At 63.5% G+C, this 13,886-nt stretch carries 8 protein-coding genes; 3 read left to right on the top strand and 5 right to left on the bottom strand.

Annotated features, from left to right (window positions below; all coding sequences use genetic code 11):
- Positions 1 to 3: 3 nt before the first annotated feature.
- The 5 genes from codA to N5J71_RS07255 form a co-directional block, all read right to left on the bottom strand.
- On the bottom strand, positions 4 to 1,239 hold the full coding sequence (gene codA / locus N5J71_RS07275) for a cytosine deaminase (RefSeq protein ID WP_004423910.1): 1,236 nt from the start codon (positions 1,237 to 1,239) through the stop codon (positions 4 to 6).
- A gap of 11 nt (positions 1,240 to 1,250) precedes the next feature.
- Positions 1,251 to 2,474 (bottom strand): PucR family transcriptional regulator, encoded by a 1,224-nt coding sequence (locus tag N5J71_RS07270; RefSeq protein WP_004423911.1) that lies wholly within the window; start codon positions 2,472 to 2,474, stop codon positions 1,251 to 1,253.
- Positions 2,471 to 3,742: a cytosine permease gene (gene codB, locus N5J71_RS07265; protein WP_004423912.1), complete on the bottom strand. Its 1,272-nt coding sequence runs from the start codon at positions 3,740 to 3,742 to the stop codon at positions 2,471 to 2,473. The genes N5J71_RS07270 and codB overlap by 4 nt, the downstream gene beginning before the upstream one ends.
- 210 nt (positions 3,743 to 3,952) lie before the next feature.
- Positions 3,953 to 4,423 (bottom strand): MaoC family dehydratase, encoded by a 471-nt coding sequence (locus tag N5J71_RS07260; RefSeq protein WP_004423913.1) that lies wholly within the window; start codon positions 4,421 to 4,423, stop codon positions 3,953 to 3,955.
- Positions 4,420 to 5,370, bottom strand: a complete 951-nt coding sequence (locus N5J71_RS07255) for an alpha/beta hydrolase (protein WP_004423915.1) — start codon at positions 5,368 to 5,370, stop codon at positions 4,420 to 4,422. Before N5J71_RS07255 ends, N5J71_RS07260 begins: the two co-directional genes overlap by 4 nt.
- Before the next feature lie 232 nt (positions 5,371 to 5,602).
- Here N5J71_RS07255 and fadD2 point away from each other — a divergent pair, with 232 nt between their 5' ends.
- From fadD2 to hrpA, 3 genes are all read left to right on the top strand, one after another.
- Positions 5,603 to 7,291, top strand: coding sequence for a long-chain-fatty-acid--CoA ligase FadD2 (gene fadD2, locus N5J71_RS07250; RefSeq protein WP_279916597.1), 1,689 nt, complete (start codon positions 5,603 to 5,605; stop codon positions 7,289 to 7,291).
- 391 nt (positions 7,292 to 7,682) lie between these two features.
- Positions 7,683 to 9,371 carry a long-chain-fatty-acid--CoA ligase FadD1 gene (fadD1, locus tag N5J71_RS07245; RefSeq protein ID WP_279916596.1) on the top strand — a complete coding sequence of 563 codons (1,689 nt, stop codon included), beginning with the start codon at positions 7,683 to 7,685 and terminating at the stop codon, positions 9,369 to 9,371.
- A gap of 330 nt (positions 9,372 to 9,701) precedes the next feature.
- The gene (hrpA, locus tag N5J71_RS07240) at positions 9,702 to 13,742 is read left to right on the top strand and encodes an ATP-dependent RNA helicase HrpA (protein WP_279916595.1); all 4,041 of its coding nucleotides are present in this window, start codon (positions 9,702 to 9,704) and stop codon (positions 13,740 to 13,742) included.
- Positions 13,743 to 13,886: the final 144 nt, after the last annotated feature.

The following is a 13,886-nucleotide window of genomic DNA, read 5'->3' as shown; positions in this document are numbered from 1 at the left end:
TGATCAGGCGCGCTCGATCTGTGCCGGCGTGCGGCGCATCAGCACCTTGCCGTGACGTACCGACACCAGTGCGTGGCCCTGGCTGCGCACCATCTCGTAATCGTCCGGCGCCGATAGGATCAGCAGGTTGGCCGGGCGACCGGCCTCCAGCCCGTAACGATCACCCAGCGCCAGGGCGCGCGCCGAGTTGTCGGTGATCAGATCCAGGCTGCGCTTGAGGTCTTCGTAGCCAAGCATGTGGCAGATGTGCAGGCCGGCTTCGAGGATGCGCAGGATGTTGCCGTTACCCAGCGGATACCAGGGGTCGACGATGGAGTCCTGGCCGAAGCAGATGTTCATCCCGGCGCGGTCGATCTCGGCCACGCGGGTCAGGCCGCGTCGTTTCGGGTAGGTGTCGAAGCGGCCCTGCAGGTGGATGCTCTCGGTGGGGCAGGAGATGAAGCTGATGCCGCTCATCTTCAACAGGCGGAACAGCTTGGAACAGTAAGCGTTGTCGTAGGAGCCCATGGCCGTGGTGTGACTGGCGGTGACCCGCGCGCCCATGCCGCGCACGCGGGCCTCCTCGGCCAGCACCTCGAGAAAACGTGACTGCGGGTCGTCGGTCTCGTCGCAGTGCACGTCCACCAGGCAGCCGGTGCGTTCGGCCAGCTCCATCAGGAACTTGATCGACGACACGCCTTGGTCACGGGTGTTCTCGAAGTGCGGGATGCCGCCGACCACATCGGCGCCCAGTTCCACGGCTTGCTCCATCAGCGCGCGCCCGTTGGCGTAGGACTCGATGCCCTCCTGCGGGAAGGCGACGATCTGCAGGTCGATCAGGTGGCGGGTTTCCTCGCGCACTTCGAGCATGGCCTTGAGCGCTGCCAGGGTCGGGTCGGTGACGTCGACGTGGGTGCGCACGTGCTGGATGCCATGGTCGACCAGCATGTCGATGGTCTTCTTGGCGCGGGTCTTGGTGTCTTCATGGGTGACCAGCGCCTTGCGTTCGGCCCAGCGCTCGATGCCCTCGAATAGCGTGCCGCTCATGTTCCAGGCCGGCTCGCCGGCGGTGAGGGTGGCGTCGAGGTGGATGTGCGGCTCGACGAAGGGCGGCACCACGAGATTGCCGGCGGCGTTCAGATCGCCCTCGGCGATGGGGGGCAAGGCGTGCTGGGCGTCGATGGCAGCGATGCGCTCGCCGTCCAGGGTGATGCGGTGCAGGCCGTCGCGGCCGCGCAGGCGGGCATTGTGAATGATCATCAGGTTTCCTCTCAGGCAGGCGACGACAGGCGCCGGATCAACAGCGCAACGCTGATGTTCAGACGGTCGTGCGGATCTTCGAATGAGCAGCCGGTCAGCGCTTCGATGCGCTGTAGACGGTAGCTCAGGGTATTGCGGTGAACGTTCAGGCGTTGCGCGGCCAGGGCCAGGTTGCCGTTCTCGGCGAACCAGGCCTCCAGCGTCGGCATCAGCACCGGTTGGTGGCGTGAGTCGTCGCCGATCAGCGGGCCGACCACGCGTTCGACGAAGCGATCGAGCAGGCTGCGGTCGCGGATCGCACCGAGCAGCTCCAGCACGCCCAATTCATTGAAACTGCACAGGCCCAGGCGCTCGGGAAAGCGCTGCGCCACGGCCAGTGCCTGGCGTGCTTCACCCAGGCCCTGGGCGAAACGCGGCGCCTCGCAGCCGGCGCTGCCTAGGCCAAGGAACAGCCGTAGCGGGCCGAGTTGCGGGCGCAGTTCATCGAGCAGCACGGTCATGGCCTGACGATTACGCGCTTCGGCGTGGGCATCGGGGCAGGGCAGCAGGGCGATCCAATGACGGCCCTGGCTGACCAGCGGCAGCGCATTACCGAGTTCGCCGAGGCTCTGCTCCAGTCGCCGTTGCAGCAGTTGTTGGCGAGTCTGTAGCTGACGTTCGGCGTCTTCGTCGGGCAGGTCACCGAACAGTTGCTCGCTGCCGTCGAGGCGCAGCAGTGCCACCTGACGCGGCACATGCAGTGCCAGGCCGAGGCTGTCACCGCGTTGCAGCAGCACCTCGAGTGACTGGTAGTCACCCTCGAGCACCTGCTCCAGCACGTGCTGGCGTGAGCGGCCGAGCTGCTGCGCCTGCACCAGCGCGGTGCCGATGGCCTGGGTGACCACCACCATCTTCAGCGCGTAGGGCTGCTCGATCAGTGGTAGGTTCAGGCGCTCGGCTTCTGCGATGACGCTGGGCGGGATGGCCTGGATGAACTCGGCGCCGGTGAGGATGACCATGCCGGCCACCACGCGCTCATGGCCTTCGCGCACCAGGCGTAGCAGGTTGGCTTCGTCACGCGGATGGTTGATGCCGGTGACGAAGATCAGCTCGCCGCCCATCACCCAGTCGGCGATGCCTTCGTTCTCGGCCACGTAGGGCCAGCGCACGGCATTGTCGCGCCCGGCCTGGCCGGCACGCAGGTGCATGCTGGCCAGGTCGGGCAGGGCGAGTACATCGGCGACGGTCAGGCTCACGCGCCGGCGACCTGTTGGCGGCCGACCAGGGCCCTGTTCAGTTCGAACAGCACAACGTAGGCCACGGCAGCCACGGCGATGCCCACCAGCGGGGCTACCCAGGGCGAGAAGTAGGCGCTGAGTGCACCGATCAGGTAGGCGCCCAGGCCGACCCAGTTGAACGTCGGCAGACGTACATCGGCCAGTTTCGGATAGCGCGCGCGGTGGCCGTAGAAGAAGTCGGCCATGATCACCCCACCAATCGGCGGGATGATCGAGCCGAGCAGGATCAGGAAGGGAATCAGCATCTCGTACATGCCGCCGATAGCCAGCAAGGTGCCGATGGCCGCGCCGGCCAGGGTCACGGTCTTGCGTTTGCCGGTGCGCAGCAGGTTGCAGCCGGCGGCGGCGAAGTTGTAGATGGTGTTGTCCTGAGTAGTCCACAGATTGAGGAACAGCATGATCACGGCAGCCATGGACAGCCCCTGCAGCACCAGCACTTCGACCACGTCCGGTTGCTGATAGACGATGGCGCCATAGGCCCCGGCGATGATCATCAGGCCATTGCCGATGAAGAAACCGAACAGGCTGGCCAGCACCGCGACGCGGCCGCTCTTGGCGAAACGTGTCCAGTTGGTGGCCTGGGTGGCGCCGCTGACGAAGGTGCCAAACACCAGGGTGATGGCCATACTCAGGCTCATGCTCTCCTTGGGTTGGACTGCCAGTAGCCCGGCCATACCGCCGATATCACGGGTGGCGATCCACAGCGAAGCCACCAGCAGCACCAGCATGGCCGGCACGGCGACGCGCGAGAGCAGATCGAGGCCCTTGTAGCCGATGAAGGCAGTGACGCAGAAACCGAAGCCGAACAGCACCATCAGCGGGATAGTCAGGCTTTCGGGCAGGCCAAGAATCTTCACCAGGACGATGGCGATGGTCGCCGTGCCCCAGGCGTACCAGCCGATCTGGGTGAAGCCGAGCAGCATGTCGGACAGCTTGCTGCCCACCTCGCCGAAGCAGAAACGGCCCATCAGCACCGAGTTCAGCCCACTGCGGCAGGCGATCAGGCCCAGCACGGCGGCATACAGGCCGAGCAGCAGGTTACCGATCACCGCAGCCCAGAGCAGAGTGGTGAAGTCGAAGGCCATGCCGATCTTGCCGCCGGCGAACATAGTGGCGGTGAAGAAGGTGAAGCCGAACAGCAGGATGGCGGTGGAAAACAGCCCTTGGCGTGCGCCGCTGGGCACCTCGCTCAGGGGGTAATCGCTATCGGGGGTGGCATGGCTCATGGACCTGGCTCCGGTAAGAGGGTGAGGCCTTGGCGATAGCAGGGGACGTGCCAGAAAGCAGTGCAGCAGTCTGCTTGGCAAGGTGATCAAAGGGGCTTGTGCGATATGCACAAAGAAACGCACTTATGGCAGCGCAAGGTCGTTCAAGATTTGTGAGTGTAGAACAAAAGTGGTGCGCAGCACTGTAGCCACGCACCAGCTTGCAGCGCCTCAGTTGACGGTGACCTGCGGCATCGGCGGCATGGTCACGGTCTGCTCGGCGCTCGGGGCGAGCACTTCGGCTTCGCCGTCGACCACTTGCTTGCCGTCCTGATTGAACACGCGGGTGGCGATGCGCACGCGGTTCTTCGGCAGTTTTTCCAGCACTTCCAGCTTCACGGTGAGTGTGTCGCCAAGCTTCACCGGGCGGGTGAACTTGAGCAGCTGGCCGAGGTAGATGGTGCCCGGGCCAGGCAGGTTGCAGGCGATGGCGGCGCTGATCAGCGCGCCGGTGAACATGCCGTGGGCGATGCGCTCCTTGAACATGGTCTCGGCAGCGAAGGCGGCGTCCAGGTGTACCGGGTTGTTGTCGCCGGATACCGCAGCGAACAGTTGTACGTCGCGTTCTTCGACCTGCTTTTCGAAGCTCGCCTGCTGGCCGACTTCGAGAGCTTCGTAGGGGATATTGGTTACCTGGGTCATGGACACTCCTTGATTGGGCTTCGACCATGGCTCAGCGCCTGCTGCAGCCAGTCGATCAGGTGGGCGGTGACCTCGTCGCGATTGCTCTCGTTGAGCAGCTCGTGACGGGCCTCGGGATAAATCTTCAGTTGCACGTCGCGCACGCCAGCTTCGCGCAGGGCGCCAGCCAGATCACCCAGGCGCTTGCCGTCGCTGACAGGGTCGCGCGAGCCGCCGATCACCAGTAGCGGCAGGTCAGCATCGATCTGCGCCAGGTTGCTGGACGGGGTGATGTGCTGCAGGCCATCGAGCAGGTCGCACCACAACTGCGTGGTGCAGACGAAACCGCACAGCGGATCGGTCACGTATTTGTCCACTTCCGCCGGGTCGCGGCTGAGCCAGTCGAAGGCCGTGCGGTTGGGCTTGAAGGCTTTGTTGAACGAGCCGAAGGAGAGAAAATCGATGACCTTGCTGCGCCCTTTGGGGCCCAGGCGCCAGCGCTCGAAGCCGGCGATCAGCCGGGCGGCCTTGTACAGCGCCACGGGCTGGTAATTGGAGCCGGATAGCACGGCGCCCTGCAGGCTGCAGCTATGGCCGAGCAGATAGGCCATGCCGATGTAGCTGCCCATGCTGTGGCCGAACAGGAAGATTGGCGTATGCGGGTGCTGCTGGCGAATGTGGTGGTTGAGGGTGGATAGGTCGCCGACCACCTTGCTCCAACCGTCTTCATCAGCATAGTGGCCAAGGGTGCCGCGTTCGGCGGTAGCGCCATGGCCGCGCTGATCCAGCGCGTAGAGCGCGAAGCCTGCCGCGACCAGGGCTTCAGCCAGGCGTGCGTAGCGCAGGCTGTGCTCGGCCATGCCATGGGCCAGCATGACCACCGCGCGCGGCGGTTGATCCGCGTGCCAGTGGTTGACGTGCAGGTGCAGACCGTCCTGGGTGGCCAGGGGAAAGGTGTTGTGGCGCATGGCTAATCCTTGTGCCGGAGATTGGCGGCATTGTGCACCCTGACGGGTGTCAGGCAAAGCATGGGCGAATTTCCCGTGAGTCGTAAAGATCGGTTACGAATCACTGCATTTATAGCGAAATTCAGCCCATCAATGACGCCTTCGAGCTATTTGCGGCGCCGCTCTGAATTGCTACTTTCCGGGCAGTCCCGCACTGCGGGCCAGATCACTTCAGGGGAAGAGGACAAGAACAATGCAACCTGATTTCTGGAACGACAAGCGCGCTCCCGGCGTGCCTAACGATATCGACCTGTCCAGCTACAAGTCGGTGATCGAAGTATTCGAGCGCTCATGCAAGCGCTTTGCCGACCGTCCGGCCTTCAGCAATCTCGGCGTGACGCTGACCTATGCCGAGCTGGATCGTCTCTCCGCGACCTTCGCCGCCTACCTGCAGAAGCACACCGACCTCAAGCCGGGCGATCGTATCGCGGTGCAGATGCCCAACGTGTTGCAGTATCCGATCGCCGTGTTCGGCGCCATGCGCGCCGGGCTGATCGTGGTCAACACCAACCCGCTGTACACCGCGCGTGAGATGCGCCACCAGTTCAAGGATGCCGGTGTGCGTGCGCTGGTGTACCTGAACATGTTCGGCAAGCTGGTGCAGGAGGTGCTGCCGGATACCGAGATCGACTACCTGATCGAAGCCAAGATGGGCGACATGCTGCCGAGTCTCAAGGGCTGGTTGGTCAACACCGTGGTGAAGAAGGTCAAGAAGATGGTGCCCGACTACCATCTGCCCCAGGCCATTGCCTTCAAGCAGGTGCTCAAGCAGGGTCACGGCCAGACGCTGACGCCGGTCAAAGCCAGCCACGACGACATCGCCGTGCTGCAATACACCGGCGGCACCACCGGTGTGGCCAAGGGCGCCATGCTCACCCACGGCAACCTGGTGGCCAACATGCTGCAGGTGGACGCCTGCCTGGCGCAGCTCGGTGATGACGGCACGCCGCTGATGAAACAGGGGCAGGAGATCATGATCGCGCCGCTGCCGCTGTACCATATCTATGCCTTCACCGCGAACTGCATGTGCATGATGCTCAACGGCAACCAGAATGTGTTGATCACCAATCCGCGCGACATCCCCGGCTTTGTCAAGGAGCTGGGCAAGTGGAAGTTTTCTGCGCTGCTGGGTCTCAACACCCTGTTCGTTGCGCTGATGGATCACCCGGAGTTCAAGAACCTCGATTTCTCCAGCCTCAAGGTCACCAACTCCGGTGGTACCGCGCTGGTCAAGGCCACCGCCGAACGCTGGAAGCAGATAACCGGCTGCACTGTGGTCGAAGGTTACGGCCTGACCGAAACCTCGCCGGTGGCCAGCACCAACCCTTATGGCGATAGGGCGCGCCTGGGTACGGTCGGTATTCCGGTGCCGGGCACGGCGTTCAAGGTGATCGACGACGACGGCAACGAGCTGCCGCTGGGCGAACGCGGTGAGCTGTGCATCAAGGGCCCGCAGGTGATGAAGGGCTACTGGCAGCGTGAGGAAGCGACCGCCGAAGTGCTCGACGCCGAGGGCTGGTTCAAGACTGGCGACATCGCGGTGATCGACCCGGACGGCTTCGTGCGTATTGTCGACCGCAAGAAGGACATGATCATCGTCTCCGGCTTCAACGTGTACCCCAACGAGATCGAGGAGGTGGTCATGGCCCACCCGAAGGTCGCCAGCTGCGCGGCCATCGGCGTGCCGGACGAAAAGTCCGGGGAGGCGGTCAAGTTGTTCGTGGTACCGCGTGACGGCGGCGTCACCGCGGAAGAGCTCAAGGCTTACTGCAAGGAAAACTTCACCGGCTACAAGGTGCCCAAGCACATCGTATTCAAGGATTCGCTGCCGATGACCCCGGTCGGCAAGATCCTGCGTCGCGAGCTGCGCGACATCGCCTGACCCAAGGCCCCTCCCCACTGTTGGGGGAGGGGCTTTCCCGCCTCATCTGCCCTCGGGCACTCCAATTGTTGTGATTTGGTAACTACCTTCGCATGCTTCATGCAGCCCAGTGCTGCATCACCGGCAGAGACGAGCTAGGCTCTGCGCGCTGCAATGTGCGAGCTAGAGGCTTTTCGCGGGGTAACTAAGGCAAGGATGGCCTGTGACTGCGTTGTCTTTTTCGGTCATTTTTGTGACTCTCAAGACCATGTTTGGTGCTGGTCGGCCTCTGGCAAAGCTGCTACTCTCGGCGCGCTTCCGGGCCCTGGGCCAGCGGGAAAGCGAGCTATACACACAACAAACAACCGCCGTCGCGCGGTGAAGATCAGCTGTTGCTTAGGAGTGGGCTTCCATGACCGAAAACTTCTGGAAGGACAAGTATCCCGTTGGGGTTGCTGCCGAAATCAATCCCGATCAGTACCCGAACATCCTCGCGGTATTGAAAGAGTCCTGCCAACGCTTCGCCGACAAGCCTGCTTTCAGCAACCTGGGCAAGACGCTCACCTACGGCGAGATCTACAAGCTCTCCGGTGACTTCGCCGCCTACCTGCAGAAACACACCGATCTCAAGCCCGGCGACCGCATCGCCGTGCAACTGCCCAACGTCCTGCAGTACCCCGTCGTGGTGTTCGGTGCCATGCGCGCCGGCCTGGTGGTGGTCAACACCAACCCGCTGTACACCGCGCGGGAAATGGAGCACCAGTTCAACGACTCCGGCGCCAAGGCGCTGATCTGCCTGGCCAACATGGCCCATCTGGCCGAACAGGTCGTGCCCAAGACCGGCGTCAAGACCGTGATCGTCACCGAAGTCGGCGACATGCTGCCGACCTTCAAGCGTCTGCTGGTCAATGCCGTGATCAAGCACGTGAAGAAGATGGTGCCGGCCTACAACCTGCCCAAGGCGGTCAAGTTCAACGATGCCCTGGCCAAGGGTCGTGGCCAGTCCTTCAGCGAAGCCAACCCGAGCAACGATGACATCGCCGTGCTGCAGTACACCGGTGGCACTACTGGTGTAGCCAAGGGCGCGATGCTGACCCATCGCAACCTGGTGGCCAACATGCTGCAGGTCAAAGAGCTGATGGGCGCCAACCTCAATGAAGGTTGCGAGGTGCTGATCGCGCCGCTGCCGCTTTATCACATCTACGCCTTCACCTTTCACTGCATGGCGATGATGCTGATCGGTGGCCACAACATCCTGCTGACCAACCCGCGCGACCTGCCGGCGGTGGTCAAGGACCTGGCCAAGTACCGCTTCACCGGTTTCGTTGGCCTCAATACCCTGTTCGTTGCCCTGTGCAACAACGAGGACTTCCGCAAGCTGGACTTCTCCAGCCTGAAGCTCACCGTCTCCGGCGGCATGGCCCTGCAACTGGCTACCGCCGAGCGCTGGAAGGAAGTCACTGGCTGCGCCATCTGCGAAGGCTTCGGGATGACCGAGACCAGCCCGGTGGTCACGGTCAACCCGTTCAGCGCCATCCAGCTCGGTACCATCGGCATTCCGGTGCCCTCGACCCTGTGCAAGATCGTCAACGACGACGGCCAGGAATTGGCCATCGGCGAAATCGGCGAGCTGTGCGTGAAAGGCCCGCAGGTGATGAAGGGCTACTGGCAGCGCCAGGAAGCCACTGATGAAATCCTCGACGCCGAAGGCTGGTTGAAGACCGGTGATATCGGCCTGATCCAGGAAGACGGCTACATGCGTATCGTCGACCGCAAGAAGGACATGATTCTGGTGTCCGGCTTCAACGTCTACCCGAACGAACTGGAAGATGTGCTGGCAACTCTACCGGGCGTACTGCAGTGCGCCGCCATCGGTATCCCTGACGAGAAATCCGGTGAAGCGATCAAGGTGTTCGTGGTGGTCAAACCAGGCGAGAGCGTGACCAAGGAGCAGGTGATGGAGCACATGCGCGCCAACCTCACCGGCTACAAGGTACCCAAGGCCGTCGAGTTCCGCGACATGCTGCCGACCACCAACGTCGGCAAGATCCTGCGTCGCGAATTGCGCGACGAAGAGCTGAAGAAGATGGGCAAGAAGTGATTCGGCCCTGCTGATGAAAACGCCACCTTCGGGTGGCGTTTTTCATTGCGTCACCTTACCTGTGGGTTGCGCCGAGTGGCCTGGTGGACTGTTCGCTTTGCTCCTGAGTCCGCCCTACGCGCTGGGCTTTAGTGGCACTGGAGTGATTTGACTACTTTTGGTCGGTCGCGGTAGGGACGGCAGTTACCTGCCGCCCCTACCGCGACCTTTTGGTCAAAAGGTACCGCTCTCTTACGCCTTAATCTCACGCCCTTTCGCAGCGGTATAGCCTGCCCGCCATAAGCCGTAATCTGCGACAATCCCGCCTTTGCCCTGATTGCCTCGATCCAGATGACTGACCTCGCCACGCTGCAGAAGAACCTCGACCACGTCATGATCGCCGAGCGTCATCGCTTGCGCCGGCAATTGCATGAGCTGCAGAAGCATCCCGACGAGGCGAAGCTGGCGCAGTGGCTGGAGCGTTTTCAGGCGTCCAGCGACAAGGTGACGGCGCGGCGTAGCAGCATCCCCGCCATGCGCTACGACGATGCGCTGCCGATTGCGGCCAAGCGCGACGAGATCAAGGCCGCGCTGGAGAAGAGCCAGGTGGTGGTGATCGCCGGCGAGACCGGCTCGGGCAAGACCACGCAGTTGCCGAAGATCTGTCTGGAGATTGGCCGGGGTGTGCATGGGCTGATCGGTCATACCCAGCCGCGCCGTCTCGCCGCGCGTAGTGTGGCGACTCGGGTAGCGGAAGAGATCGGTACGCCGCTGGGTGAGCTGGTCGGTTATCAGGTGCGCTTCGAGGATCAGAGCAAGGACGGCACGCTGATCAAGCTGATGACCGATGGCATCCTGCTCGCCGAAACCCAGCACGACCGCTTTCTGGAAAAGTACGACACCATCATCGTCGACGAAGCCCACGAACGCAGCCTCAATATCGACTTCCTGCTCGGCTACCTGAAGACCCTGCTGCCGCGTCGCCCGGATCTGAAACTGATCATCACGTCGGCGACCATCGATCTGGAGCGATTCAGCAAACACTTCAACGATGCGCCGATCATCGAGGTGTCCGGTCGCACCTACCCGGTGGAAACCTGGTATCGCCCGCTGGCGGCCGAGGTGGACGAGGAGGGCGAGCGCCTGCTCGATGACCTGTCCATCGATCAGGGCATTCTTGCCGCGCTGGACGAGATCACCGAGCACGAGCGCAGTGTGGGCCAGCGCCCTGGCGATGTGCTGGTGTTCCTGCCTGGCGAACGCGAGATTCGCGAGGCGGCGGAGGTGCTGCGCAAGGCTAACCTGCGTTTTACCGAGGTGCTGCCACTGTATGCGCGGCTGACGCCGGCCGAGCAGCAGAAGATTTTCGCACCCATGGCCGGGCGCAAGATCGTGCTGGCCACCAACGTCGCGGAAACCTCGCTGACCGTGCCGGGCATCCGCTATGTGATCGACAGCGGCACGGCGCGCATCAGCCGCTACAGCTACCGCGCCAAGGTGCAGCGCCTGCCCATTGAGCCGGTGTCGCAGGCCAGCGCCAACCAGCGCAAGGGCCGCTGCGGGCGGGTCGAGCCGGGTATCTGCATTCGCCTGTACAGCGAGGAGGATTTCCTTGGGCGCCCGGAATTTACCGACCCGGAGATACTGCGCACCAACCTCGCGGCGGTGATTTTGCAGATGCTGCACCTGCGTCTGGGCAGTATCGAGGACTTCCCCTTTATCGAGCCGCCAGACGGCAAGGCCATCAGCGACGGCTTCAACCTGTTGCAGGAGCTGTCGGCGGTCAACCGCGAAAGCCAGCTCACGCCCATCGGCCGGCAACTGGCGCGCCTGCCCATCGACCCGCGCCTGGGACGCATGGTGCTGGAAGGCGCCAAGCAGGGCAGCCTGGAGGAAATCCTTATCGTCGCCGCCGCGCTGTCGGTGCAAGACCCGCGTGAGCGACCGATGGATCGCCAGCAGGCCGCCGATCAGGCGCACGCGCAGTGGAAGGATGTGGATTCCGACTTCGCCGCGCTGATCAACCTGTGGCGCGGCTTCGAGGAAAAACGCCAGGAGCTGGGCAGCAACCCGCTGCGTACCTGGTGCAAGAAGAACTTCCTCAATTACATGCGTCTGCGCGAATGGCGCGATGCGCACCGGCAACTGGTGCTGATCGCCCGCGAGCTGAAGCTCGAAGGCGGGCGTGGATCGGGTAGGAGCCCGCTTGCGGGCGATCCGTCTGATCGCCGGCAAGCCGGCTCCTACAACGAACCCGTCGCGCCGACCAAGGACACTCGCGTCAACGCCATTGCCCGTCAGCAGGCCGAGGCCAGTGAGGCGGTGGTGCGGGCGAAGAATTACGCCGCCGTGCACAAGGCGATTCTCGCCGGCCTGCTCAGCCAGATCGGCCAGAAGACCGAGGAGGGCGACTACCTCGGCGCGCGTCAGCGACGTTTCTGGATTCATCCGTCCAGCGTGATCGGGCGTAAGAAGCCTAACTGGGTGATGGCCGCCGAACTGGTGGAAACCACCAAGCTGTTCGCCCGTATGGTAGCGAAGATCGAGCCGGACTGGATCGAGCCGCTGGCGGCGCATCTGGTGAAGAAGAACCATCTGGAACCGCACTGGGAGAAGAAGCGCGGCCAGGTGGTGGCGTACGAGCAGGTCACCCTGTACGGCATGATCATCGTCGGCCGCCGCCCGGTGCATTACGGCCCCATCGACCCGCAGGTTTCCCGTGAGATGTTCATTCGCGAGGGCCTGGTGCGTGGCGAGATCAACAGTCGCGTGCGCTGCCTGACCGCCAACCGCCAGTTGCTCGAACGCCTCGACGAGCTGGAGGCCAAGTCGCGCCGCCGCGACATCCTCGCTGACGAGGAAACCCTGTTCGGCTACTACGATGCGCGTATCCCGCAGGACATCTATCAGGCCGCGAGTTTCGAGAGTTGGTACAAGAAAGGCAGCGCCGCCGACCCGCAGCTGTTGATCATGCGTGAGGAGGACGCCCTGGCCCGTGATGCCAAGGAAGTCACCGCCGCGCAGTACCCGGACACCTTGCGTATCGGCGAACTGCAACTGCCGCTGAGCTATCACTTCGAACCCAACCACCCGCGTGATGGCGTGACCCTGCGTGTGCCGGCGCCGCTGTTGCCGCAACTGCCGCCCGAGCGTCTGGAGTGGCTGGTGCCGGGCCTACTGGAAGCCAAGTGCGTGGCGCTGGTGCGCGGCCTGCCCAAGGCGCTGCGCAAGAACTTCGTGCCGGTGCCGGACTTCGTCGGTGCGGCGCTGGACAAGTTGGTGTTTGGCCAGGGTTCGCTGCCGCAGGCGCTGGGGCATGAGTTGCTGCGCATGACCGGTGCGCGAGTGCCCGACGAGGCCTGGCAGGAATCCGCCGCCGGGTTGGAAAACCACCTGAAGATGAACATCGAGGTGGTCGATGCCCAGGGCAAGTTCCTCGGCGAGGGCCGCGACCTGGCTGAGCTGACCGCGCGCTTCGCCGAAGCCAGCCAGGCTGCGCTGGCCATTCCGCAGCAGGACAAGACGCCGAAAACGGTGGAGGCCAAGGCCTTCGCCCAGGTGGCGGAGAAGACTCAGCAGAAGATCGCCGGCCTCTCCATGACGGTTTACCCGGCGCTTGTGGAGGAGGCAGGGGTGGTCAAGGAAGGGCGCTTCCCGACCCAGGCCGAAGCCGACTTCCAGCACCGCCGTGCGCTGCAACGTCTGCTGCTGCAACAGCTGGCCGAGCAGGCCAAGTTCCTGCGTAGCAAGCTGCCGGGGCTGACCGAACTGGGTTTGCTGTATCGCGATATCGGCCGCGTCGAGGCGCTGGTCGAGGACATCCTGCTGGCCAGCCTGGACGCCTGCATCCTCGAAGGCGAAGCCACGCTGCCGCGCGACGGTGCGGCCCTGGCGCAACTGGCCGAGCGCAAGCGCGGTGACTGGACGGCCCACGCCGAACGCATCGCCCGCCTGGTGCTGGAGATCCTCAAGCTGCACCATGGCCTGCAGAAGCGCTTCAAGGGCAAGATCGATCTGGCCCAGGCGATGGCGCTCAACGATATCAAGCAGCAACTGGCGAACTTGGTGTATGCCGGCTTCGTGCGCGAAACGCCGGGCGAATGGCTCAAGGAAATTCCGCGTTATCTGAAGGCCATCGAGCAGCGCCTGGACAAGGTCGGCGCGCAGGTGCAACGCGACCGCGTGTGGACGGGCGAACTGGCCGGCTACTGGGAGCAGTACAAGGCCCGCGCTGCCAAGCATGCTCAGGAGGGCAAGCGTGATCCGGAGCTGACGCTGTACCGCTGGATGCTGGAGGAATACCGCGTGTCGCTGTTCGCCCAGCAACTGGGCACCAAGATGGCGGTGTCGGACAAGCGCCTGAGCAAGCAGTGGACGCTGGTTGAAAGTTGATGATCGGCGCTCGCCCCGGCGGTGGGGCGAGCTATCCACTGATGAATGCGGAAACTGAAAAACGATGAGTGTGAATGATGAAAACGTCGGGCTGGGGCGCCGTGGCTGCCTGGGCCTGTTTCTGGCTGGCTTGGCGTTCGTGGT

The organism is Ectopseudomonas oleovorans, assembly GCF_029845265.1.
In the GTDB taxonomy this organism is placed as follows: domain Bacteria; phylum Pseudomonadota; class Gammaproteobacteria; order Pseudomonadales; family Pseudomonadaceae; genus Aquipseudomonas; species Aquipseudomonas oleovorans.
Note: the sequence above shows the minus strand (reverse complement) of the source record. Positions and strands in the feature narration are given on the sequence as shown.

Bases quoted from the DNA above. Each gene is read 5' to 3' on its own strand.
- codA (WP_004423910.1), bottom strand. From the start codon at position 1,239: ATGATCATTCACAATGCCCGCCTGCGCGGCCGCGACGGCCTGCACCGC.
- codB (WP_004423912.1), bottom strand. From the start codon at position 3,742: ATGAGCCATGCCACCCCCGATAGCGATTACCCCCTGAGCGAGGTGCCC.
- N5J71_RS07260 (WP_004423913.1), bottom strand. From the start codon at position 4,423: ATGACCCAGGTAACCAATATCCCCTACGAAGCTCTCGAAGTCGGCCAG.
- N5J71_RS07255 (WP_004423915.1), bottom strand. From the start codon at position 5,370: ATGCGCCACAACACCTTTCCCCTGGCCACCCAGGACGGTCTGCACCTG.
- fadD2 (WP_279916597.1), top strand. From the start codon at position 5,603: ATGCAACCTGATTTCTGGAACGACAAGCGCGCTCCCGGCGTGCCTAAC.
- fadD1 (WP_279916596.1), top strand. From the start codon at position 7,683: ATGACCGAAAACTTCTGGAAGGACAAGTATCCCGTTGGGGTTGCTGCC.
- hrpA (WP_279916595.1), top strand. From the start codon at position 9,702: ATGACTGACCTCGCCACGCTGCAGAAGAACCTCGACCACGTCATGATC.